Origin of the sequence: Wolbachia endosymbiont (group A) of Epistrophe grossularia, from assembly GCF_947251435.1 — a bacterium.
Lineage (GTDB): Bacteria > Pseudomonadota > Alphaproteobacteria > Rickettsiales > Anaplasmataceae > Wolbachia > Wolbachia pipientis.
On the sequence record NZ_OX366363.1, the window covers coordinates 227,107 to 250,426 of the forward strand.

The 23,320-nt window shown below is 35.9% G+C and carries 21 protein-coding genes, 1 pseudogene and 1 riboswitch; of the genes and pseudogenes, 5 read left to right on the top strand and 17 right to left on the bottom strand.

What is annotated here, in order from left to right; translation table 11 throughout:
• Positions 1-130 precede the first annotated feature (130 nt).
• A complete protein-coding gene (locus OPR28_RS01035; RefSeq protein WP_010082654.1) occupies positions 131-1,129 on the top strand; it encodes a pyruvate dehydrogenase complex E1 component subunit beta in 999 nt (332 codons plus the stop codon).
• Here the strand turns inward: OPR28_RS01035 and OPR28_RS01040 are convergent.
• The 11 genes from OPR28_RS01040 to pgsA all read right to left on the bottom strand — a co-directional run bounded on the left by OPR28_RS01040 (position 1,105) and on the right by pgsA (position 12,921).
• Complete coding sequence (locus OPR28_RS01040; RefSeq protein ID WP_006279664.1) at positions 1,105-1,479, bottom strand: TrbC/VirB2 family protein; 375 nt, start codon at positions 1,477-1,479, stop codon at positions 1,105-1,107. The genes OPR28_RS01035 and OPR28_RS01040 overlap by 25 nt on opposite strands.
• 854 nt (positions 1,480-2,333) lie before the next feature.
• Positions 2,334-4,130, bottom strand: a complete 1,797-nt coding sequence (lepA, locus tag OPR28_RS01045) for a translation elongation factor 4 (RefSeq protein WP_265023313.1) — start codon at positions 4,128-4,130, stop codon at positions 2,334-2,336.
• A 75-nt stretch (positions 4,131-4,205) separates the two neighbouring features.
• Positions 4,206-5,609 (bottom strand): malonyl-CoA decarboxylase, encoded by a 1,404-nt coding sequence (locus tag OPR28_RS01050; RefSeq protein WP_265023314.1) that lies wholly within the window; start codon positions 5,607-5,609, stop codon positions 4,206-4,208.
• A 1,237-nt stretch (positions 5,610-6,846) separates the two neighbouring features.
• On the bottom strand, positions 6,847-7,539 hold the full coding sequence (locus OPR28_RS01055) for a thiamine diphosphokinase (protein WP_010962623.1): 693 nt from the start codon (positions 7,537-7,539) through the stop codon (positions 6,847-6,849).
• On the bottom strand, positions 7,520-7,795 hold the full coding sequence (locus OPR28_RS01060) for a SemiSWEET family sugar transporter (protein ID WP_006280002.1): 276 nt from the start codon (positions 7,793-7,795) through the stop codon (positions 7,520-7,522). Before OPR28_RS01060 ends, OPR28_RS01055 begins: the two co-directional genes overlap by 20 nt.
• Positions 7,784-7,886, bottom strand: a riboswitch (TPP riboswitch). It overlaps the preceding gene by 12 nt.
• Positions 7,887-7,962: 76 nt before the next feature.
• The gene (locus OPR28_RS01065) at positions 7,963-8,808 is read right to left on the bottom strand and encodes an SPFH domain-containing protein (RefSeq protein WP_012673112.1); all 846 of its coding nucleotides are present in this window, start codon (positions 8,806-8,808) and stop codon (positions 7,963-7,965) included.
• A 7-nt stretch (positions 8,809-8,815) separates the two neighbouring features.
• Positions 8,816-9,754: a M23 family metallopeptidase gene (locus OPR28_RS01070; RefSeq protein WP_265023748.1), complete on the bottom strand. Its 939-nt coding sequence runs from the start codon at positions 9,752-9,754 to the stop codon at positions 8,816-8,818.
• Between the two features lie 3 nt (positions 9,755-9,757).
• Positions 9,758-10,498 carry a YebC/PmpR family DNA-binding transcriptional regulator gene (locus OPR28_RS01075; RefSeq protein WP_265023749.1) on the bottom strand — a complete coding sequence of 247 codons (741 nt, stop codon included), beginning with the start codon at positions 10,496-10,498 and terminating at the stop codon, positions 9,758-9,760.
• A gap of 59 nt (positions 10,499-10,557) precedes the next feature.
• Positions 10,558-11,265, bottom strand: coding sequence for an outer membrane protein assembly factor BamD (locus OPR28_RS01080; RefSeq protein WP_253303695.1), 708 nt, complete (start codon positions 11,263-11,265; stop codon positions 10,558-10,560).
• 60 nt (positions 11,266-11,325) lie between these two features.
• Positions 11,326-12,267: a hypothetical protein gene (locus tag OPR28_RS01085; RefSeq protein WP_265023315.1), complete on the bottom strand. Its 942-nt coding sequence runs from the start codon at positions 12,265-12,267 to the stop codon at positions 11,326-11,328.
• 111 nt (positions 12,268-12,378) lie between these two features.
• Positions 12,379-12,921 carry a CDP-diacylglycerol--glycerol-3-phosphate 3-phosphatidyltransferase gene (gene pgsA / locus OPR28_RS01090; protein ID WP_265023316.1) on the bottom strand — a complete coding sequence of 181 codons (543 nt, stop codon included), beginning with the start codon at positions 12,919-12,921 and terminating at the stop codon, positions 12,379-12,381.
• 134 nt (positions 12,922-13,055) lie between these two features.
• Between pgsA and OPR28_RS01095 the strand changes: the two genes are divergently transcribed.
• Positions 13,056-14,378 carry a malic enzyme-like NAD(P)-binding protein gene (locus tag OPR28_RS01095; protein ID WP_077188090.1) on the top strand — a complete coding sequence of 441 codons (1,323 nt, stop codon included), beginning with the start codon at positions 13,056-13,058 and terminating at the stop codon, positions 14,376-14,378.
• 14 nt (positions 14,379-14,392) lie between these two features.
• Here the strand turns inward: OPR28_RS01095 and OPR28_RS01100 are convergent, their stop codons facing one another.
• Positions 14,393-15,301 carry a P44/Msp2 family outer membrane protein gene (locus OPR28_RS01100; protein ID WP_265023317.1) on the bottom strand — a complete coding sequence of 303 codons (909 nt, stop codon included), beginning with the start codon at positions 15,299-15,301 and terminating at the stop codon, positions 14,393-14,395.
• Positions 15,302-15,430: 129 nt separating this feature from the next.
• On the opposite strand from OPR28_RS01100, the gene OPR28_RS01105 reads away from it, so the two are divergent.
• Positions 15,431-15,649 carry a BolA/IbaG family iron-sulfur metabolism protein gene (locus OPR28_RS01105; protein ID WP_006280012.1) on the top strand — a complete coding sequence of 73 codons (219 nt, stop codon included), beginning with the start codon at positions 15,431-15,433 and terminating at the stop codon, positions 15,647-15,649.
• 15 nt (positions 15,650-15,664) lie between these two features.
• On the top strand, positions 15,665-15,988 hold the full coding sequence (gene grxD / locus OPR28_RS01110; RefSeq protein ID WP_006280013.1) for a Grx4 family monothiol glutaredoxin: 324 nt from the start codon (positions 15,665-15,667) through the stop codon (positions 15,986-15,988).
• Between the two features lie 111 nt (positions 15,989-16,099).
• On the opposite strand, the pseudogene OPR28_RS01115 reads toward grxD, so the two are convergent.
• Positions 16,100-17,308, bottom strand: a pseudogene (locus OPR28_RS01115) (IS4 family transposase).
• 276 nt (positions 17,309-17,584) lie between these two features.
• Complete coding sequence (gene fumC, locus OPR28_RS01120; protein WP_265021313.1) at positions 17,585-18,979, bottom strand: class II fumarate hydratase; 1,395 nt, start codon at positions 18,977-18,979, stop codon at positions 17,585-17,587.
• A gap of 251 nt (positions 18,980-19,230) precedes the next feature.
• On the opposite strand from fumC, the gene OPR28_RS01125 reads away from it, so the two are divergent.
• A complete protein-coding gene (locus OPR28_RS01125; RefSeq protein WP_265023318.1) occupies positions 19,231-20,238 on the top strand; it encodes an IS4 family transposase in 1,008 nt (335 codons plus the stop codon).
• 583 nt (positions 20,239-20,821) lie between these two features.
• Here OPR28_RS01125 and OPR28_RS07015 read toward each other — a convergent pair.
• Genes OPR28_RS07015 through eno form a run of 3 tightly spaced genes read right to left on the bottom strand, consistent with a single transcriptional unit; the run spans position 20,822 to position 23,317 of the window.
• The gene (locus OPR28_RS07015) at positions 20,822-20,980 is read right to left on the bottom strand and encodes a hypothetical protein (protein ID WP_237357337.1); all 159 of its coding nucleotides are present in this window, start codon (positions 20,978-20,980) and stop codon (positions 20,822-20,824) included.
• 52 nt (positions 20,981-21,032) lie between these two features.
• Positions 21,033-22,055 carry an Obg family GTPase CgtA gene (cgtA, locus tag OPR28_RS01135; RefSeq protein WP_265023319.1) on the bottom strand — a complete coding sequence of 341 codons (1,023 nt, stop codon included), beginning with the start codon at positions 22,053-22,055 and terminating at the stop codon, positions 21,033-21,035.
• Complete coding sequence (gene eno / locus OPR28_RS01140; protein WP_265023320.1) at positions 22,043-23,317, bottom strand: phosphopyruvate hydratase; 1,275 nt, start codon at positions 23,315-23,317, stop codon at positions 22,043-22,045. Before eno ends, cgtA begins: the two co-directional genes overlap by 13 nt.
• Positions 23,318-23,320: the final 3 nt, after the last annotated feature.

Here is a 23,320-nt window from a genome sequence, read left to right on the forward strand (position 1 = left end):
CAGCAAGCGTGAGAAGATTTTTTTTTGGAATGAGTTGGTCATGATGTTTGTAAAACTTAATTTGTACACTTTACTTACCCCCAGTAATTCTGATATAGTTACTTTAGTTAAAGTCTATAAAAGTTTATAAATGGCAACCTTAAGTGTAAGAGAAGCTTTATGCACAGCAATTAGAGAAGAAATGCAAAACGACTCTGATGTGCTTATCATGGGTGAAGAAGTTGCAGAGTATGATGGTGCTTATAAAGTAACGAAAGGATTACTGAAAGAGTTTGGAGAAAACAGAGTAGTTGATACGCCTATTACCGAACATGGATTTGCTGGCCTTGCTGTTGGAGCGGCATTTGCTGGATTAAAGCCAATAGTCGAGTTTATGACTTTTAATTTTTCTATGCAAGCTATTGACCAAATTGTGAATTCCGCAGCAAAAACAAATTATATGTCAGGCGGACAACTTGGATGCCCTATAGTATTTCGTGGACCAAATGGCGCTGCAGCAAGAGTTGCTGCACAACATTCTCAATGCTTTGCAGCTTGGTATTCGCATATACCGGGGTTAAAAGTAATAGCACCCTATTTTGCCTCAGATTGCAGAGGTCTGCTTAAAGCTGCAATTCGTGACCCTAATCCGGTAATATTTCTAGAAAACGAAATAGCTTATGGACATGAGCATGAAGTTTCTGACTCTGAGCTATCAAACAAAGATTATCTACTTGAGATAGGCAAAGCTGCTGTTATACGGGAAGGAAAGGATGTAACTATCACTGCTTTTTCATTAAAATTAATGGATGCCTTAAATGCAGCAGATTTACTTTCGAGTAAAGGTATAGAAGCTGAAGTTATTGACCTCAGAACCTTAAGACCACTTGACACTCAAACTGTTATTAACTCTATTCAGAAGACTAATAGGTTAGTTAGTGTAGAAGAAGGATGGCCATTTGCAGGAATAGGAGCAGAGCTGTCAGCCGTTGTTATGGAACAAGGATTTGACTACCTTGATGCTCCAGTTGTACGTGTAACTGGCAAGGACATCCCCTTACCTTACGCTGCAAATCTAGAAAAAAAAGCATTACCGCAAGTGGAAGATATAGTTGAAGCCGTGCATCAGGTCTGTTTTAGAAAAAAATAGTTCTTTTTTGTGTCTCCTGTTCCGCATTGGTCCATCAAAGAAGTATTTCCAGTGCCGCCTATACCACCCATTACTTTTATGACGATAGTTTTAGCACCGAAAAATACAGCACAAAATATACCGAGTGCAAAAAGAGCTGGCCATGGCATTCTACCAAATATCGCAAGCAAAGCTGCACCTATTATCACTACGGTCATAAGCGGTCCGCCTATTCCCCAAACGTAGCCAATAATGTTACATATTACTTGAGCAGTTGTATCAGTATTAGTGTCAGCGGCAGCACTCCCAACATGAGAAAAAGAAATAAATAATACTATAAAAAGAATATTAAAAACTTTCCTAGGGTTCATCTCTATACCTTAAATTTAGATATTGCAATTATACCTAAAATACTATAATTTTTAGTAAAACTAGCATAAAGATTGAATAACAAACGGTGCCACAAAAGTAGTTGACACACAACTGCACAAATATTGTAATATAGACATAGTAAACGATATTATTCCAGTGCTTGACGCTGGAATCCAGACTTTAATTGTTATATTTATAAATAAGTCTGGAACGTTCATCTCAAATGCAGTATTTTTGTTGAAATAGCTCAACTGGATCCCAGTGTCAAGCACTGGGATGACAGCAGTCCTACGTCATACCGCCGCGGTATCTCAGCCGCTAACAAGTAGCGGGATGACGGTTGTCGTTTAGCCATAAACATTAAGAAATTTACCAAATGAAAAAAAAGGCAAAAGAAGCCCCGTGGTTGGCTAATTACTTACATTATACTTTCAAGTATGGCGTTTTTTTATTCTAAATGCTTAATAACCGCGATTCAGTTGCTTTTAAACCGCAACTAATCTAAATTAGAAACATTAAGAAATTTACTAAACAGAAAAAAAGGCAAAAGAAACCCTAGGGTAGCTAGTTATTCACTATCCATTTTTTAAGTTGGCGTTTTTTTATGTTTTAAACGCTTTATAAGCGCGTTTCAGCTTATGTAGGTAGAAGTTTGATAAAGACATAAGGTGCACATAGTGCAAAAAATTAAACATGAGACGCCAGATACGTGAGTTTTTTTGTCATTTAATCTGTACAGAGAAGATAAATAAATAGCTTCACTTTCATGATAAGGGGGCTGGCAGAGTTTGTCAAGTAAGTTTTTTCGTTTCTAACGGTTGTTGCCAAAAACTATACAAGAAGTCTTTTAAGATCAATCACTTATCTTCAAGGCTTGAATAAAAGCATTCTGTGGAATATTTACGTTCCCTATAGAATGTAACCTTTTTTTACCCTTCTTTTGCTTTTCAAGTAGTTTCATTCTTCGCGTTACATCCCCACCATAGAGTTTAGCTGTTACATCTTTTCTGTATGGGTTAATCGTTTCTCTGGCAATGATTTTTCCGCCCACTGCCGCTTGAATCGCGATTTTATATTGCTGACGTGGTATTAAATCCTTCAAGCGTGCACATATTTCACGCCCCCTTTTTTCTGCCCTACTTTTGTGAACGATACAAGCCAGTGCATCTACGGGCTCTCCATTAATTAAAAAGCTTAATTTATCTATTTGGCTTACCAGATAGCTGGAAATTTCCCAATCCAAACTTGCATATCCTTTGGAAATTGATTTTAATCGATCATAAAAGTCAAAAACAACTTCAGACAGTGGTAATTTATATCTTAACAATGCTGTTGTTGTGTTACCAATGTAAGATAAATCCTCCTGTTCTCCCCTCCTTTCTTCACATAGAGATAGAATCTCTCCCAAGTATTGGTCAGGGACCATTATGGTTGCGGTAATCCATGGTTCTTCCACAATTTCAATTTTCGTTGGATCTGGCATATCACTTGGGTTATGAATATTCAAAATTTCACCACTTCGTGTTGTAACCCTATATATAACACTCGGTGCAGTTGCTGTTAGGTCTAAATCAAATTCTCTCTCGAGCCTTTCTTGAATAACTTCAAGATGCAACATTCCCAAAAAACCACAACGAAATCCATAGCCTAGTGCATTTGAAGTTTCAGCTTCGAAGGTAAAACTTGCATCATTTAAATGTAACTTCTCTAGAGCTTCCCTTAGATATTTAAAATCATCCGTTTTGTGAGGGAAAATGCTACAAAATACCACAGGATGCACTTCTTTAAATCCAGGAAGTGCTTCACTACAAGGTCTCTTTTCCTCAGTGATAGTGTCTCCTACCTTGCAGTCTGCTACTTCCTTCATTGAAGCAGTTATAAAACCAACTTCACCCGCTGAAAGCTCACTCGTCATAACTTTTTTAGGGGTGAAAATACCAATATTGTCCACTTGATATGTAGCATTATTAGACATCATAACAATTCTCATGCCTTTTTTTAGCACTCCATTTTTAACTCGCACTAAAATTACTACTCCTAAGTAAGTGTCATACCAACTATCAACTAAAATTGCTTGCAATGGAGCATTGACATCACCTTGAGGAGCTGGAAGTTTTGCTACTATTGCTTCCAGTACATCTTTTATTCCAAGTCCAGTTTTTGCTGATATTAAAACTGACTCACTTGCGTCAATACCAATTATTTCCTCAACCTGGAGTTTTACTCCTTCTGGATCTGCAGCAGGAAGATCAACTTTATTGAGCACAACTATTATTTCATGGTTGTTGTCAATAGCTTTATATACATTTGCAAGGGTTTGTGCTTCAACGCCTTGACTGCTATCTACTATTAAAAGTGAACCTTCGCACGCTGCTAAGCTTCGACTCACTTCATATGAAAAATCAACATGACCTGGAGTGTCCATGAGATTTAGGCAATATTGATTACCGTCGTTTGCCGTATAATTGAGTTTTACGGTCTGTGCTTTAATTGTAATGCCACGTTCACGCTCTATATCCATTGAATCGAGTATTTGATTGGTCATTTCTCTTGCTTCAAGGCCGTTACATTCCTCTATTAAACGGTCAGCAAGCGTTGACTTACCGTGGTCTATATGCGCTATTATTGCAAAATTTCTTATGTTGTTCATTTATGGCTATTTTACTTAAGTAGAACCATTTTACATTTTAAGTGTTGTGAGGGCAATCCTTTATTAAGAGACTATTTACTCCTTCAACATAGACAACACTTTTTTCGAGCAGGAAATCACTTTATTAACCATATAGTTTTCATGATTATTATCTATTTTAGGCAACTCATATAGATAATTTACCATCATCCCGGCTGACTGACTAATACCCTTTTCAGAAGTATCCGCCATCCAGTTTAATTGTTTTATTGATGCGCCATTGCTTAAATGAAAATGCGCCACCGGGTCATAAGTATTTCCATTACTATTATTCACTTTTAGTAAATAATATGCACATAGTTTAAGCATGTATTGTTTAGTTTCATTTGTACATTCAACATTAGTTTTTAATTGCTCTGCACTTTCTAAAATTTCTGCACTAGATTGTTTTATATTTAGTTTGCCCAATAAAGTGACATCTTGGTTTAGATTGTTTTTTAGCCATTTCGTAAAGCCAGGTATTGGAGAAAGAGTTGCATATGTTTTTATACTTTTAAACTCCTGTGATAGCTTTTCTACAACCCTTTTGATCAAAAAATTACCAAGGCTGATTCCAGATAACCCTGCTTGAGTGTTTGATATTGAATAGAATATAGCAGTGCTTGCATTACTCGGATCATTTGAAGGTACTGACTCATCTAAAAGGTGTTGAATGCTATCTGCAATCTTATCCACCAATGCAACCTCTACAAAAATTAGAGGTTCGTTTGGTATCTTGTAATGAAAAAAAGCAAAACAGAGACGATCAGAATCTAGTCTGTTTTTTAGGTCGCCCCAAGAGGAAATTTTATGCACAGCTTCATATTTTATAAGTTTTTCTAGCAATGATGCAGGTGAATCCCAAGTGATTTGACGAAGATCGAGTAGATCAACATCAACCCAAGTATAGAGTATATTTTTTAATTCGCTCTCTAGTGGATTCAAGCTTCTATATTGGTTCTTTAGCTTAAGCACATCAGAACGCATATCAACAATAAACTTAAGGCCTTCTGGTAAAGAAATAAATTGCTTCAATATTTTAGAACGTGGTGATTCAAGAATTTTTATTAAATCCTGTTCAAATTTATAGTTTAACTCGGGATCTTGGTTTTTCTTATACTCTCTAATTTTCTCATCTATTTCCGCTTTATTCGGATTAAATTTTTCTGCCAGGGTTTGTAGAAATTTTATTTTACCTTTCTCTGATAAGCTTAAGTACAAGTTACCAAGAGATACAGCGTTTTTACGTGCTGAAACCTCCCCTCCCTTTGGATTTAAGCACTCGTTCATCTTCAAGACTAAACTATCGATATCGCGACTGTTGCTTAAATCAGGACTGATGTTACCAATCCACGATCTTACAGCATCTGCCACTCCACCTAGTATTTTAAAAAAGCTTCTTACCGCCTTTTTGTCTTCAACTTTCACTATATCAGTTTTTACCAATGATTCTTTTGTCATAGATTCCCTTTATTATACATAGCTAATGCAAGTCAGGGTCATACCGCCGCGTTATCCCGCTAACAAGCAGCGGGATGACGGTTGTCGGTAAACCCAAGTTATTTTAGCTACATATAGCTTAAGTTAAAGGAAAATTTTAGCTACATAGCAGGCACTATTACTGAATTATTAATAATTCAGTAATACAATAGACTTCTTGCACTACCTCCCAAGCCACAACTGTCATTCAGTAGAAACAAAAACTTCCTTGACAAACTCCGCCAGCTCCCCTATCATGAAACTGAAGCTATTGTATTTGCTTTCGCCAATCTGCAGATTAAAAGGTAAGGATTACTTAATGTATCGGCGTCTTATGTTCAATTTTTTGCAGTATATAGATACTGTATGTCTTTACAAAACTTCATCTACATCTAGATTTTTATCTAAATAAGCTGAACGCGCTTATAAAGCGTTACAAGACATCAAAAAATGCCAATACTCGACAGAGATAGTAAAAGACTAGCTAACTCGGGGATTCTTTGTCTTTTTTTCTGCTTAGTAAATTTCTTAAACGTTTGCAGCGTAAGTTAGTTGCAATTAAAAGCAGCTGAATTTCGCTTGTCAAGCGTTTAAAACATAAAAAACGCCAATATTTTAAAGCGGATAATAACCACGGGGCTTCTTTTGCCTTTTTTTTCATTTGGTAAATTTCTTAATGTTTGTGGCTGAACGACAACCGTCATCCCGCTACTTGTTAGCGGGATCTCTTGTTAGCGGCTGAGATACCGCGAATGAATCGCGGTATGACGTAGGACTGCTGTCATTCCAGCGCGTGACGCTGGAATCCAGCCTTTCACGCAATCCCATCAAGAACGTTGTATTTTACATAACACTTTTATGCTTACCAACTTAATAAAATTCCTGGATCCCAGTGTCTGGGCACTGGGATGACAGGCTAGCCTGACAACCGTCATCCCTGTAAAGATCAAGTATCCCACTACGTGTTAGCAGCTAAGAGATACCGCGAATGAATCGCGGTATGACGGTCTGCGGCGGTATGACGGTTCGTGGCGGTATGACGGTTAAGCAATTCGTCATCCCGCTGCTTGTTAGCGGCTAAGAGATACCGCGGCGGTATGACGTAGGACTGCTGTCATTCAAGTAGCTGAAACTGGAATGACACGTCATAAAGGAACCAGTGTCAGCTACTTGGATGATACCTTTTTTCTACTTAGTTTGGGTTATGCAAGAAGTCTATTTACTTCTTAACTTGACGCACATGATGTCTTGCAGCATCATCTACTGTCTCTAAATAAATCATTGCTAGACATATACCACTGTGTACTTCTACGGATACCTTATTGCCTAAACTTCGATTAAAGCAAGAATTTTTTCCCGGAAAAGCAAGATTACTAAGGTGCAGTTCCCATTTTAATCCTTTGGTTGATATTTGAGCTCTCGGTATACCAAGTAAAGATATTTTAGTATTTTTTGGCAAAGAAAAAAAATGGGTAATACCTTTTTGTAAAGTGTAACCTACCATGGGAGGTGAAGGTGTGTAAAAGATACTGCCCGTACTTAGAAAAATGTTAATATTCTGTAGTATGTGATCAATTGCTCCTCCAGTAATACCCGTTACTATTGATGGCAATAACTTTACTGTTTTTAAGTGAGCCATTGCTTTAGAAAAGTCGCAATAATCTTGATCAGGTAGATATATCGTATTCAAATTAGCACGTAAATCCAGATTTACGCTATCCAAATCTCCTACTACAAGATCAGGTTTTACGCCAATTGATAGAAGCTTGTTTGCTCCTCCATCTACAGCAATAATAGGTATATCTCGTTTAAAAAACGATGAGCTCGGTATTTTTCCATTTAGCACTACAATAGAACGATATTGTTGTTGTGTACTGCAGTGCAGCACATGATCATGGTGCAGGTTTTGCATCGTAGTAACATTTTTGAATAATTGATATTATGCTAATCACTAATCCAGCAATATTGCTAAGCACCACAAAAATTGAGCTCTGGTAAAGACCATAGCCAATCCAAGACAATGAACAAATAAGATAGTTTACTAACATTAACATCGATACATCACGAGTAACTTTAGTGATATATGCTTTATATACTTGAGGTGATAATCCAATTAGAGATGCAATTAACGCAATGAAGCCGAAGCATTCTTCAATATTTATATACATACATTTTCCTACGCTTGCTTTAACAATATCAGGTTCAAAGGGTTGTACTTTATGTACTCTCAGCTTTTCTAGAGCACCCCTAATGCGTGTAATTTATAACATCATTTAGTCTATTAATCAAGAAATTAATAGTGACTTGCATTTATGAAACCCAATCGGCTTCTATGCTAATTATTATCTAAACTAATCGTCGGTTGTGCATCTTGCTCAGAGATTAGGGCAACCAACAAATTATTTATCAATTGAACCTTTTGCTTGCCATCTAATTGTAAGCTTTTGTTTTTTTCAAAATGAGCTATTACTTCCTCGACAATTCCTATTGCATTTTGCACTATATGCCTTCTTGCCGAAGTGATAGCATGTGCTTGTTGACGCCTTAACATTGCTTGTGCAATCTCGGACGAATACGCCAAATGCGATATTCTTGCTTCTGTAATCTCAATTCCTGCAATATCTAATCTTTGTTGTAACATTGACCGCAATTCATCTGAAATTTTATCAGAATTTTTACGTAAAGATTCCTCATTGCTCTCGCTGTCATACGGATAGTTACTAGCTAATTCTCTTATTACTGAGTCACTTTGTACAAAAACAAATTCGTGATAATTGTTAACATTATAATACGCCTTTGCAGGGCTATTTACTCTCCAAACAATCACTGCTGAAATCTCTATTGGACTTCCATTGGCATCATTCACTTTTATTTTTTCTGTGTTGATATTTTGAAATTTTAGGGAAACTATATATTTGCTTGAAAAGGGAAGCGTTACACATATTCCAGACTTAAAATAAGTTCCAATATAATGACCAAAAAATTCTATCACTCTTGCTTCATTAGGGTCATTAATAAAAAATCCTTGAAGAAAAGTCAAAATTGAAACGGCAGCAACTCCAAGTGCAATTGTGCTGTCATATGCCAAAAAAAGCAGCGATAAAATTAATCCTAGCGCTATTAGTACAGGAAAAGCCCGAATTTGACTCAAATTTCTATCGTTTATCGTATTCTTATCCATATTGTCTTTAAACTTCTTTTTCACTTGAACTCTCTCTGTTGATCGTTTTGTTTATCTTATTTACAAATAGTTTAAACTCTCTTAATTCATGATCAGGCAATTTTACTTCAGTTTTATGTGCTATCGTAAGCGGATCGATGTGTTTGCCGTTATATATAACTTCGTAATGTAAATGGGGTCCTGTTGCAACACCAGTGCTACCAACATAAGCGATGATCTGCCCCTGCTTTACTTTAGAGCCTAACTTTATATCGCCACTAAATCTACTTATATGCGCGTAACAGGTTGAATATTCATTTTTGTGTTTTATTTTGATGTAATTTCCATAGCCACCATTCTTTCCTATATATTCTATCACACCCTCTGCAGCAGCGTATATGGGAGTGCCAAGTTTAGCTGCATAATCCACTCCTTTGTGAAAAGCAATTTTACCGCGAACAGGATGCTTTCTATTGCCAAATTTTGAGGATATGCGATAATCTCCATTTAAAGGATTTGCAAAAATTTCGCCATTTTTTAAGCTTATTCCTTCTTTATTAAAATACCTTTCTTTGCCGTCTTGCGATTTATAATGATATAAACTAATAGCTTTCTTGTTTATTGTCAGTGAAGCATATAAAATTTTTTCTTCAGTCTTCTGATTATTAGGCAATCTCTCAAAAAGAACTTCCAATTTACTCTTCGGCACAATGTCTTTTTTAAAATCAACACCGAAATCTTTATATATGTTGATCAATTTCACCACTGTATTTGGCGCCAACCCTTCCGTGGCAAAAAAGGAAGATTTTATGGTACTGGATATGAATAACAACTTTCTATCACTTTCTGTCGTCAAAGTAGCTTTTTTTTTTCTGATTCCATGCTGGAATGGCTGTGCAAGATCTGTTGATGTTTCAGCGGTATATAACGGTAAGATAAAGAGCAGCATAAATACAATCAGCTTCATCATTTAAACAGCATCAACAAAAGTAAAATTACCTTCCACATACTGTACATCATCATTATCTTCTAATTCTTCAACCAATGCAGATAATTTATCAATCAACTCTTTATCGCTAATTTCAATCAGATCTTTTGGCTGCCATGAAAGACGAGCAAGTTCTGGTTCTCCGAATTTTGCATAAAAGGCATCGCGTACTTTACCAAAATCTTTTATTTCACAAGTTATAACGTGTAATCCTTCTTTGTCATTTTCCTCAACATTCAATACTTCTAATTCGATTCCATGACTGAATAAATCATCAAAATTCACACCCTCTGCTTTATAGACGATTAAGCCTACATGATCGAAAAGGTAACTAACACTTCCTGTTTCTCCTAAATTTCCACCTTTACGAGAAAAGATATAACGTACCTCAGAAGCAGTACGGTTGCGGTTATTAGTCAAGGCATGGACAATGAGTGCAGTGCCAGAAGGCCCATGACCTTCATATTGTATTTCCTCGTAATTTTCTCCAGCAACGTTACCAGTTGCATTTTTTATTGCTGTTTCTATTTTATCTTTTGGTAGATTTTCCTTGCGTGCAGCAAATATAGCAGAGCGAAGGCGCGGGTTGAGTTCGGGATCGGGCAGCCCTTGCTTTGCAGCAACTGTTATTTCTCTAATCATCTTCGTAAATTTTTGAGAGCGCTTTGCATCCTGAGCGCCTTTCCGATGCTTTATATTTGAAAATTGTGAATGACCAGCCATATTCAAATAGTTAAAAACCTAATTATATATCAAAGCATAGAAAAAGCTAAAGCAAATTTTCAAGCCTCCGGCTTGGCATCTTGCAGGTTTTCTGCTAATAACATACTTTCATACTGCTCAGCTTCTAAGTCAAGGCCAATAGCTGAATGGGCTGCTATTAAATAGTTAATAGACTTAGAAAAATATTTAGAATCCTTATAGCTTGCCATATTCTGGAAACGCTTAATTGCTGCTAAATATTCACCACGCCTCAGGTAAAATTTACCGATAGAATACTCTTTTGTTGATATATGTTCTGTGATTAATTTTGCTCTTTCCTTTATCTCGTCTACATATTCGCTGCCTGGAAAGAGATTAATGTACTCAGTGGCTAGCTCTAAAGTTTTATATGCAGTTTGCTGTCCAAGTTGCACTTTATTAATTTGCATGTAATAAGATAATACTCTTAAGTAGTATACATATGGTAAATCTTCACCATTTGAATAAACATATATATAATCATCCATATCACTTGCAGCACTGCTATAGTTACCCATATTATAGTGAGAGACCCCAGATAATAATTTTGCTTTCATTGCCCAATAAGAAAAAGGATACAAATCCTCTATCTTATGAAATGCCCTAATAGCTTGTTTATATTTTTTCTGGTCAAAAAGTTCAACTGCTTCTTCATATAGTTCAGTTTCAGTTTTTTCAAGATCATCCGCATACGATTGTGTAAAGGAGCAAATTAGGAAAATAAAGCACGTGATTAAAGTCTTATACATAAGATTTTTTTCGATCAAAATAAAGTATAGACCTAAATATTACTTAAATAAATAAATTTCTTAGGCAATAGCCGGTCCTTCTTCTTTATAACTACGGTCAGAACTACCTGCATTTCTTGATTCACCTCGTCCTTCCACTTTTGGATCTTTCAGCGTCTTACTGTAGGAATGTATAGTTAAGACCTGTACAGCCATAAAAATTGCAATACCTATCAAGCCTAAAGTAGGTCCAACAGCAGGATTTAAGGACGATGCTAATGCTATTAACATTATCCTTCTTATTAAAAATACAGAAGAACCAGCAAGCGCCAATCCGGCTACAGATATATTGCTAGTTTTCTTGCTAGATTTCTCATCAAGATCAGACTTTTCTGTTTCCTTTTTCTTATTTTTTTCATGCTTATCAATATAAGAAACAAGAGTTGCAAGAAAAGCAATTGCATTGGCAAGAAATAAAATTGCATCCTCTGCTGCTTCAAGTGAAGATGTTTCACCCATTATCATACCTACAATAACCAGTGCAGTTGTTATAGCCTCAATATAGATCAAACACTGACCTATATCAGAAATATTGTGCTCTTTTTCCTTTACTTCCTCTCCATTTTCAATAATCTCCAACTCTCGTTCTTTTTGTGCTATCTTCCTATTATTGTAAATTAAATATAGCGTACAAATAAGAGATAAGACTGTAAAAGGTAATATAGTGTGGCTTAGCGCGCCACTTATCACGCCAAGTAATACCTGATCGCTATATGTTTTTTCCAGTTCAATCGCCATCAGCAATGTAAATGGGACCATTGTTGCCAATGATGCACATTTTCTATATAGCTCTCTTTTTTTTAGTGCTAATAGTTCTTGTTCTAGCCTTTCTCTTTTGACTTCTTTATCAACTGTTGGCCAAAAATCCCAAAAAAACTCTTCTAATGGTTCAAAATCTCTTTTTTTCTTATTCTTTCCTGGAACCTTTTTAGTAGAAGAAAATTTGCCACTAGGTATTTTCATAATATTAACCTAATTAGTTGTAAGTTAATATAATTATACACCTTTTTGCTTTCTGAGTCAATATCACTAAGATATTAACTACTCTTGTCTATTAACTATTTCCTAGGAGATTTAATCAATCTGTTTGATGCCGGCTAGGATATAATTATAGCCTGACCACATAGTTATAATAGCTGCAACCCATAAACAAATCGCACCTGTATATTGAATCATATAATAATCGTTCATTATTAGCGCTACTACAGCAACCATCTGCAAAAATGTTTTAATTTTTCCAGCTTTGCTTACAGGTAGACTAACATTTGTAGCTATCAGAAACTCCCGTAAACCCGAGACTAATATCTCCCGACAGATGATGATAATCGATGGTACTATTGTAAAATCATTTATCTTATGCTTATAAACTAGCATAATTATCGTTGAAACCATTATTAATTTGTCAGCAATTGGATCAAATAGCTTGCCAAACTTTGATTGGACTTTCCACGCACGCGCCAGGTAACCATCAAAAAAATCCGTAATGCACGCAAACACAAAGATTGATATTGTTATCAGGCCTGCATATTTATTTTCTATATAAAAACTTAATATTATTGCTGGTATTGCAAGTGCACGAGAAATTGTAAGCAAATTAGGCACGTTTTTTTTAAGCATGTAATATCATCTTACGTAATAGGTAAACTTATACAGAAGTACAACAGAGTTCACAAGTTAATAGTTTACAATTGAACATTTATAAAAACTCCATATACTTAAAAAATACAAGCTTAAAATATAAGGATGTAATGATGAACGATGATTTAGATAGTACCACAAAACAAGAAGCGCTTAAGTATCACAGCAGAGGTGGTAACCCTGGTAAAATTTCAATCATGCCAACAAAACCTTTATCTACCCAGTATGATTTGTCACTTGCTTATTCCCCTGGTGTTGCAGCTCCGTGCCTTGAAATAGCTAAAAATCCTGAGGTTGTTTATGATTATACAGCAAAAAGCAACTGTGTTGCTGTCATTTCAAATGGCACTGCAGTGCTTGGACTTGGTAATATCGGTCCTCTTGCTGCAAAACCTGTCATGGAAGGCAAAGCTGTTTTATTTAAGCGTTTTGCTGATATTGATGCAGTTGATATAGAAGTTGGTACAGAAAATATAGAAGATTTCATCAATGCAGTAAGGTATCTTGGGCCAAGTTGGGGGGGGATAAATTTAGAAGATATAAGATCTCCCGATTGTTTTATAATAGAGAAACGCCTGAATGAACTGATGGATATTCCAGTGTTCCATGATGACCAGCATGGAACTGCGGTGGTTGTTGCAGCTGGCATAGAAAATGCTCTTGATATTGTTGAAAAGAAATTAGAGGACGTTAAGATCATTATGAATGGTGCTGGAGCAGCCGGTATTGCATGTTTAGAAATACTAAAGTCCATGGGCGCTAAAAATATAGTGCTGTGTGATAAGCAAGGAGTAATATACAAAGGTAGAAACGAGGATATGAATGAGTGGAAGGAAAAGTATGCAATTGATACTTCCGAACGTTCTCTACTTGATACAATAAAAGGCGCTGATGTATTCATCGGACTATCTGCAAAAGATGTGTTAAATGAAGAGATGTTAAAGAGTATGGGCAAAGACCCAATTATTTTTGCTCTTGCCAATCCCGATCCAGAAGTAAGGCCTGAGTTTGCAAAATCTGTGAGGCCAGATGCAATAATTGCAACTGGTAGGTCAGATTACAACAACCAAGTCAACAACGTAATGGGTTTTCCTTATATATTTAGAGGGGCACTTGATGTACATGCAACAACAATAAATGATGAAATGAAAATTGCAGCTGCAGATGCAATAGCAAAGCTTGCCCGTGAGCCAGTACCAGGTGAGATATCTGCAGTCTATGGCGGTCGTAAAATGGGCTATGGACGTGAATATATAATACCTACTCCATTTGACCCAAGATTAATTTCTATAGTAGCTCCTGCTGTTGCAAAAGCCGCAGTTGATTCAGGTGTTGCAAGAAAGGCAATACAAGATTGGAGTAAATATGAAAATCAATTAAAATCTCGTCTTTCTAATGTTCTCAGCACGCTGAATTTACTATCTTCACATATGTAATTTATTGGATAAAGTTAAAAGTGATAAACCAACCCAAACTCTAAGCCATATATGCCAAACCTATTGGTAATGGTTGCAGTTGTTGATTCAACACGTGCAGTTTCATCAACTTTACTTCCTCCACCGGCAGGAATATATCCTTCACCAGCTAGTATCTTTATTCCTGGTATAATATCTTTAAATTGGTTATCAAGGATACCAAAATAGCGTAAACCAGCAAATGCTTGAGTTTGTGCTGTAAGTTGGTGATTGATACCAAGTTTTGCTTGGTAAGCCAAGGCATATCTGGTTTTTCCTAGAAATTTAACCCTAGTTACACCTGCACCAATACCAACATATGGGGTGAATGGCATTTTTGCTATATTAAAATCACGATATACATTGACCATTCCAGCTAAGTTATTAAAACCTTCATTTTTCATCTTAAATGCAGCTCTGAACTCTGCTTCAACACTACAATTTTCTTGAATGTGAATATCAACCTTTCCACTTCTCCAAGATGAATTGCATTCCGCTCCAGTAGACGCATCATTGTGACGACGAAGTTCAATATATCTTGCTTTTTTCTTATCTGAATAATCTTCATCATATAAGTTAGTCTGAGAATATAAGCCTTCAAACTCAACTCTCATATTTTTGAATAAATACCCTATTGCAGCACTACCGGCAAACCCTGGAACATATTTAGGACTGTATCCAGCTTCAATTCGCTCCTTCTTATTAAAACTAAAAACCCCCTCTGTCATATTGTCACCTGCATCTTCTTTTCCTTCTAGAGAACCTATTGCATTGAAGAATGCTCCAAAATAGTTAGCTTTGATGTAAACATTCTCTAAGTTATTTATTTTATCATCGTAAGATAAGCACCTAAATGAAAAAGTTAGCAAAACCAATAGATATGTGAATTTAAATCTTTCGCCCACCACAAAGCCTCCCTGCATAACTTGTCATTCCATTATTATAGTATGCTTCTATTTTTTATGATAGCAACTTTTTATTGCGCTCAATCGTTTTAGATTTATAATGAAAGTATTGTAATTTAAAGCAAATCAATGACTATTGCAATTCACGAATTAGAGAGGATCATCAAACAATCGTTCCCCGACGCTGATATAAAGATTCATGATCTTGCTGGAGATGATGACCATTATCATTTAAAAATAAACTCCAAGTGTTTTCTTGGAAAGACAAAAATAGAACAGCATAAAATGGTATATAAAGCTCTGGAAGGTCAGTCTATACACGCCTTGCAACTGGAAACTAATACTTAAAAATAAGGTGAATTTATGAGCAATTTTGAACAAATAAAAAAAGATATAACAGAAAATGATGTGGTATTGTATATGAAAGGCACTTCTGATTTTCCTCAATGCGGATTCTCTGGACTCGTCGTGTCAATCCTAAAAAAATTGAACGTGAAGTTTAAGTATATTAACGTGTTGGAGAATGATGAAATACGTGAATCTATAAAAAAGTTTTCTGATTGGCCAACAATTCCACAATTATATATAAAGGAAGAGTTTATTGGTGGTTGCGACATCACTCGCGAGATGTACGAAAAAGGCGAACTGCAAAGTTTATTGAAGGAAAAAAAAATTATTGCGGAATAAGTACCAAGAAACCAGTGCCCAGACGCTGGATAACGTAGTATAGCTATGAAAAAGGATCTTATGTCTTAAACCGTATCCGTTCAGGCAATGGCGTCAACTTAAGAGCCTCCATTAGCAAACTCTCCTAAAGACATGATGGCGTTTGGGCTTATCTACCTTATCGCGGCTATACAATCGTCCTGGTCGGATTTTAACTTTAGCGCGTATACTTAAAAAGGGCTTGAAAGTTTTTTGGCGCAATAAGTACCTGATAGAGTTTCTGCCTCATTACACCAAATAAAACTGAAAAATTTAAACGATACTCAGCAATTTGATCTGGATTCCAAGGCCCTTGTGCATCACACATATGAAGCGACAATATATTACACATGACTAAGTTTGCCCAAAATTCTTGTAATACAGCCTCTAAATTTACGCCAGAAAAATTCTCTAATTCTGCACCTATTTTGAGTCGTTTATAGCACTCCTCTATATGCCACCTTAACACATAAGCTTTGCTGATATCTTCCAAAGTAAATTTTACTCGGTCAAAAAGTGAAGTAATCAATACCTCTGTTTCTCCGTTGGCTAATGTCAGCACTATAACTCTTACTTTCTGTCCTTTCATTTTATTTTTTAGCTTTTCATTTTCTAATATAAAATCGAAATCTAATTCTCCAGCGTTCCCATAGCTTGCTATAATTTCTTTTTTGCAAGCGAAAAATAAAATCTACTTCCAAATCATAATGCTGCTGAATGAATTTTACTGAAGGATAACCACGATCATAGATAAATAATAATTTCTTTTGATTTAATGAACGCATTTGAGTGATAACTTCGGGTAATTGCTCTTCCGCCAACGTTTGTTCACCTATATTCCAAGCCGCAAGACGAGCACTACAAATCAGCGAAGTACACAAATCAACAAACAAATTGCCAATGGTGCCTGTTGTTCCATTTGGTTTAAAGCGGCCAAACTCGGATACAATTTCCTCAGAGCTGGGTAATCTCATACCAGAACCATCTGCTGCAATAAGTCTATAGCCTCTCCAACTCAGGTTCATCCTGATAGGCTGTTTGGATGCTTAAATTCTTGAAAGCCTGTATGGCAAATCTTATACCTTGCTTTAGAAAAAGCTTGCTTTGAGGGTACATGTCAATGGCTCCATAAGTTCACATTCTATTCCCAAACTTTTTTTAACTAACTTTAAAATCATAGAAAATACTGTCGAAAAAGGAAGTTTTCTTGTTCGTGTAAAACTCAACACAATGGATTCTCTGAAAAGCTTTCGAGTATATTATATTTTTAATTTGTAGAATAAAATTTTTTCCTTTTTGCATGTTTCACCTAAAAAGGACACATTTTAAACTTCTTTGTTGAAATAAAATAGAAACAAAAGTGCTGTTTCCTGCGGCTTCTGGATAATTTAATGGTAAAAGTTTTAGAGAGAAATTTTATACACTATCGCTGATATTTTTCCTTAAGTTGACGCCATTGTCCGTTCAGGGGAGCGGCAAAATAAGGTAGACAAAGCAAGATAATAATGTTGATGTTAACACTATTGTCAAGTTTACTGGCCTTTCTATTAGTGAGATTGAAGAATTAAGTGTGAGCGGTTACAAATAATTTACCATTTCTTCTGGTTTCACTATCCTTTCAAACTCTTCCTCAGTGAGCAGTTGAAGTTTTGCTGCTGCTTCTTTTAGAGTGATATTTTCTTTATAAGCAAGCTTCGCTATTTTTGCTGCATTGTCGTACCCTATATGCGTATTTAATATAGTGACCAACATCAACGACTGATTCAGTAAATCTTTTATCCTCTCTTCATTTGCTTTAATACCAACTACACATTTTTCTGTAAAATTTAAACTTGCGTCAGCTAAAAGTCTTATAGACTGCAAAACATTGTAAATTATCACTGGCTTAAACACATTCAATTCAAAATGACCGTTTGAACCACTAATGGTTACAGCAACATGATTTCCCATAACTTGAGTGCATACCATAGTCACCGCTTCACACTGAGTTGGATTCACTTTACCTGGCATAATTGAAGAACCAGGCTCATTTTCCGGTAACATTATTTCCCCAATTCCGCATCTTGGACCAGAACCAAGCAACCTTATATCATTTGCAATTTTCATTAAACTGACTGCTACTGTATTGAGTGTTCCACTGAGCTCAACTAAAGCATCATTTGCTGCTAGCGCTTCAAATTTATTGCCTGCTGAAGTAAATGGAAGGTTAGTAATTTCTGCAACTTGGCTTGAAAAATCTTCAGCAAAACCCTTTTTAGTATTGAGTCCCGTGCCAACTGCAGTGCCACCTTGTGCAAGCTCATATATATCACTTAAAGTTGATTTTACTCTCTCTATCCCCTTTTTAATCTGGACTGCATAGCCAGAGAACTCCTGTCCTAGTGTTAGGGGCGTTGCATCTTGCAGATGAGTACGTCCTACTTTTATTATATCTTTAAATTCCTGAACCTTATTATCCAGCACCTTATGCAATTTTTCAAGATTTGGAATAAGCAAGCAGTTTATTTGCTCTGCTGCTGCTATATGCATTGCTGTTGGAAAGGTGTCATTTGACGACTGACCATAATTCACATGATCATTTGGATGTATTGGAGATTTACTACCCAAATTACCACCTAAAATCTCTATTGCACGATTGCTGATCACTTCATTCATATTCATATTAGTCTGCGTTCCGGATCCGGTTTGCCAAACAACAAGCGGAAATTCATTATTAAATTTGCCATCTATTACTTCCCTCGCGGCTGTGCAAATTGCGTCCCCTACCCTATCATCTATAACACCATGTTTCATATTAACACGCGCTGCTGCAAGTTTTACTATTGCTAATGCTTTAATCAGAGGCTCTGGCATTTTTTCTGTGCCAATCTTAAAATTTTCTAAAGAACGCTGAGTCTGCGCTCCCCAGTAATGTTCACTTGGTACTTTTACTTCCCCTAAGCTGTCTGATTCTATTCTCGTCTTTCTATCCATATTTTCCTCCTGGTGTTATGCAAACTGGTTCACTACATAATTTTTTCATGCCTACTTCTTGGTTAATTAAATCATACTAGATCCAAGTAGTCAAGTGTACGAACATTGCAATTTTCAGGTAACTTGCATGGTAAATGTACAACTGTACGAACATTGTCTAGCAGGAGGGTGTCATCCCAGCGCCCCATAAGTGTTGAAAGTAACACAAAAAAGACATAAAGAACTATTATTGCAAGAAAATGGAGGCAATAATGGATCAAATAGAAAGAGTACTAAATTTAATAAAAGATGAGGATTTAGAAAGGCTAGGAAAATTAAGTGAAGTAGATAAATGTAATACTAAATTGTTGGGCAAGATTATATTTAAAGGTCTAATGAAGTTAATATTAATGGGGCAAAAAACAAGCCTAAGAGCGCTAGAAATGGTAATAAACAGGTGTATAATGGATAAGAATAGCGATAAAAGTACAGTAACATACAGTGGTTTGTCAAAAAGGTTAAAAGTTATAAATCCAGAATATTTTAAGGGAGTATATATTGATTTGATGAGCAAGATTAAAAAGCTATTACCCCAAAAAACATCAAATAACTTACATAAGTTTGATTCGACGATCATAAATTTATCGGGATATCTCATAAAAGATGGGCTAAAAATAGGCGGTAAAAGTAACGACAGTCAAGTTAAAGTGAGTGTAGGATTAAAGGATCAATTGCCGACAAGTATAAGATTTTGTAAAGGACAAGAAGAAAGTAGTGAAGATATAGCATTAGTGAGAGCAATTAATGAAGCTAAAGTTGAAAAAGAGGATATTTTATTATTTGATAGAGGAATCAGAAAAGTTGGAACTTTTGCCGAATTTGATGAAAAGGAGTACAAATTTATCACAAGAGTTAAAGTAGGAAGAAAACATGATGTTATAAGCAGGAACAAAGTTATAAGAGAACAAAAATCGGATGGATCAGAGATTTTAGAAGATATAATAGTTAATCTTTATCGTGCACGAGGTAAAGTGGCAGAAAAGCATGATCTACGGCTAATAAAAATCAGAAATAAAATTGGAGATGAAATATGGTTTTTGACAAACTTGTTTGAAATGCCAGCTTATGAAGTAACAGAGCTATATAGGCGCAGATGGGATATAGAAGTGTTCTTTAAATTTATAAAGCAAAATCTTGGATATAAGCACTTTTTAAGCCATACTATGAATGGCATGAAGGTGTATATTTACATGATCGGCTTTGTTATTTCTTGTTTATAAAATCAAAAATAATCTACATGGGTTCAAAATAGCATTACTGCAATTCACATTGGATCTAAATGACTCTTTTATACGTTCGATTGTTTTACTGTCGGGAGGTAATTTACATGCCGTTGATCATCTCATATCACGTTATTTTTGATACTTTCAACACTTATGGGCAGCGCCCCTATGATGTCATCCCAGTGCTTGACACTGGGATGGCTTTGTTGCATCGCTACTTATGAAAGGCTAACTATAGTTAGGATTATAAGCAACCTATTGAAAATCTTGTTTTTTTGCAATCAATCTGATCAAATTTAAGAATAGTAATTTGTTATTTATATTAATAAATTTAATTCTATTGAAAATAGCTAAAGCATTGAAATTCTTGAATTTTAGCCAGATTGGTGAGTGGTAGTGAAATTTCTTTTACTCAAATTTAGGTATTCACTGACCGTTCTTGTTATAAATACCAGAATAATAAGCTACTGATATTCCCTATCTTTTTTATCTTTAATCCATCATAGCTAGCGATGCAACAAAGCCCACTGGGATCCAGAAATTTTATTAAGTTGGTAAGCATAAAAGTAGCCGTTTTATGTTAAAATACAACATTTTGATGATTATGAAAAGGCTGGATCCCAGTGTCTGGGCACTGGGATGACACCATCTGCCACGCAAATTGCCTGCAAATTGCAATGTTCGTACAGTTGTGTGGTAGATGCAAGTAGCTGACACTGGGATTTGTTGTGTTCAACAAAAACAAATGTTCGTACAAATATATTCTAGTTATATGATAAAATAAATGAAATTCACATCTTAAAAGGATCATATACATCGATTTTCTTAGGATTACTCTTTTTCAATTTTTCACTTAATAATCTCAAAATGGGCTGTAAATCATCATTAATTGATAAGCACAGCACTTCTTTATTAAGATAATTAGCTAGGTGATTCTTCTTTTCCAGAATTTCTGCTTCCCTCAATAAGTCGCATTTGTTCAGTACTACAATCTCTTCTTTTTCAACAAGATCACTATTGTAAAGTTCCAATTCATTATGGATACAATTATAAGCCGAAATAACATCATCATGAGTTACATCGATTAAATGAAGTAAAATTTTACACCTTTCTATGTGCTTTAAAAATTTATGTCCGAGCCCAACTCCAAGGTGAGCATCAGTAATTATTCCAGGAATATCTGCTATTACAACTTCGCTATCATCCACTTTTACCATGCCTAAATGAGGTCTTACGGTGGTAAATGGATAATCGCCTACTTTTGTATCGGAATTTGAGCAGCGAGTCAAAAATTTTGATTTACCTGCGTTTGGCATGCCAATAATTCCAACATCTGATAAAACTTTTAGTTTTAATAATACATGTTTTTCTTCGCCAGGCTGACCGTAAGTAAAATGTCTTGGTGCCTTATTAGTAGAAGATTTAAAATTAGTATTTCCAAGTCCACCTTTTCCACCCTGTGCTACTTGAAATTCCATACCAGGCTTGTCAAGGTCTACTATTATCTCTTCACTTTCTTCATCAATTATTTGTGCACCGACTGGAACTTTAAGTATAACGTCTTTCCCTGCTGTGCCAGATCTATCCCTGCCTGCACCATTTTTTCCACTATCTGCTTTAATGTGTCTTCTATAACGAAAATGAAGCAAAGTGTTGAGATTAGCGTCGCTGATGAAAACTATGTTTCCACCCTTTCCTCCATTACCACCATTTGGACCACCAAATTCAACGAACTTTTCTCGACGAAAACTTGCACAGCCATCACCACCGTCACCGGCTTTTAAACACAATTTTACTTCGTCTATAAAACCCATGCTAACCCACGATAATATTTAGCATCCTTTCCTAACGTGCTTTCTATTCTCATTAGCTCATTATACTTCGCGAGTCTATCAGAACGCGATAGCGACCCGGTTTTTATTTGCCCGCAATTTGACGCAACTGCTATATGAGATATTGTTGTGTCTTCTGTTTCACCTGAGCGATGAGAAACAACAGCTTTATAGCCATTTGATTTTGCCATTTCAATAGCAGCAAAAGTTTCTGTTAACGTCCCTATTTGATTTGGCTTGATCAGTACAGCATTTGCCATTTTTTCCTCTATTCCTTTGCATATCAGTTCACAATTTGTAACAAACAAATCATCCCCAACCAATTGAATTTTACTCCCCAATTTTGCAGTAAGTAATTTCCAACCTTCATAGTCGTCTTCACTCATTGCATCTTCTATAGAAATTATTGGATATCTTTCCACAAGATTACAATAATATTCAGTCAACTCTTCTGAAGTAAGATCTCTGTGTTCAAATTTGTAAATTCCATCTTCATAAAAAGTAGATGAAGCAACATCAAGGCCTAGTGCAAAATCACTTTGCGCTGAATAACCTGCTGATTCTATAGCGTATATGATCAAATCAAGTGCTTCTTCAGTACTTTCAATATTTGGTGCAAAACCACCTTCATCCCCTACATTTGTGCTATAACCTTTTTTCTTAAGAATGCTACGTAAGTTGTGGAATACCTCCGCAGATATTCTAATCGCTTCGCTGAAAGTCTCAGCACCGACCGGAAGAATCATGAATTCTTGGAAATCGAGCTTATTGTCTGCATGTACTCCACCATTAATTATGTTAATGAGTGGAACCGGCACAACACTCGTCTGCTTTCCTCCCAAATATCTATATAGCGGCATTTTGAAACTGTTTGCTGCTGCTTTTGCAACTGCAAGAGACACACCCAAAGTTGCATTTGCTCCAAGTTTTGATTTGTTTTTTGTTCCATCTAGTTCAATTAATGCTTTATCAATTGCATTTTGGTCCGCTGCATTCATTCCAATGATTTTATCTGTTATCATTCCATTTACAACTTGAACAGCTTTCAGCACTCCCTTACCACAATACCTTTTCTCATCTTGGTCTCTGAGTTCCAAGGCTTCCAGTTTACCGGTTGAAGCTCCAGAAGGTACAGATGCTCTGCCTACTGCTCCATCACAGAGCCCAATCTCTACCTCAACGGTTGGGTAACCCCTGCTATCTAAAATTTCTCTTGCAAATACGTTATTGATTATCTTATTCATTAC

What these genes read in the sequence shown, in the direction of transcription:
- OPR28_RS01035 (WP_010082654.1), top strand. Translation starts at nt 131, where the DNA reads ATGGCAACCTTAAGTGTAAGAGAAGCTTTATGCACAGCAATTAGAGAA.
- OPR28_RS01040 (WP_006279664.1), bottom strand. Translation starts at nt 1,479, where the DNA reads ATGAACCCTAGGAAAGTTTTTAATATTCTTTTTATAGTATTATTTATT.
- lepA (WP_265023313.1), bottom strand. Translation starts at nt 4,130, where the DNA reads ATGAACAACATAAGAAATTTTGCAATAATAGCGCATATAGACCACGGT.
- OPR28_RS01050 (WP_265023314.1), bottom strand. Translation starts at nt 5,609, where the DNA reads ATGACAAAAGAATCATTGGTAAAAACTGATATAGTGAAAGTTGAAGAC.
- OPR28_RS01055 (WP_010962623.1), bottom strand. Translation starts at nt 7,539, where the DNA reads ATGCAAAACCTGCACCATGATCATGTGCTGCACTGCAGTACACAACAA.
- OPR28_RS01060 (WP_006280002.1), bottom strand. Translation starts at nt 7,795, where the DNA reads ATGTATATAAATATTGAAGAATGCTTCGGCTTCATTGCGTTAATTGCA.
- OPR28_RS01065 (WP_012673112.1), bottom strand. Translation starts at nt 8,808, where the DNA reads ATGGATAAGAATACGATAAACGATAGAAATTTGAGTCAAATTCGGGCT.
- OPR28_RS01070 (WP_265023748.1), bottom strand. Translation starts at nt 9,754, where the DNA reads ATGAAGCTGATTGTATTTATGCTGCTCTTTATCTTACCGTTATATACC.
- OPR28_RS01075 (WP_265023749.1), bottom strand. Translation starts at nt 10,498, where the DNA reads ATGGCTGGTCATTCACAATTTTCAAATATAAAGCATCGGAAAGGCGCT.
- OPR28_RS01080 (WP_253303695.1), bottom strand. Translation starts at nt 11,265, where the DNA reads ATGTATAAGACTTTAATCACGTGCTTTATTTTCCTAATTTGCTCCTTT.
- OPR28_RS01085 (WP_265023315.1), bottom strand. Translation starts at nt 12,267, where the DNA reads ATGAAAATACCTAGTGGCAAATTTTCTTCTACTAAAAAGGTTCCAGGA.
- pgsA (WP_265023316.1), bottom strand. Translation starts at nt 12,921, where the DNA reads ATGCTTAAAAAAAACGTGCCTAATTTGCTTACAATTTCTCGTGCACTT.
- OPR28_RS01095 (WP_077188090.1), top strand. Translation starts at nt 13,056, where the DNA reads ATGAACGATGATTTAGATAGTACCACAAAACAAGAAGCGCTTAAGTAT.
- OPR28_RS01105 (WP_006280012.1), top strand. Translation starts at nt 15,431, where the DNA reads ATGACTATTGCAATTCACGAATTAGAGAGGATCATCAAACAATCGTTC.
- grxD (WP_006280013.1), top strand. Translation starts at nt 15,665, where the DNA reads ATGAGCAATTTTGAACAAATAAAAAAAGATATAACAGAAAATGATGTG.
- fumC (WP_265021313.1), bottom strand. Translation starts at nt 18,979, where the DNA reads ATGGATAGAAAGACGAGAATAGAATCAGACAGCTTAGGGGAAGTAAAA.
- OPR28_RS01125 (WP_265023318.1), top strand. Translation starts at nt 19,231, where the DNA reads ATGGATCAAATAGAAAGAGTACTAAATTTAATAAAAGATGAGGATTTA.
- cgtA (WP_265023319.1), bottom strand. Translation starts at nt 22,055, where the DNA reads ATGGGTTTTATAGACGAAGTAAAATTGTGTTTAAAAGCCGGTGACGGT.
- eno (WP_265023320.1), bottom strand. Translation starts at nt 23,317, where the DNA reads ATGAATAAGATAATCAATAACGTATTTGCAAGAGAAATTTTAGATAGC.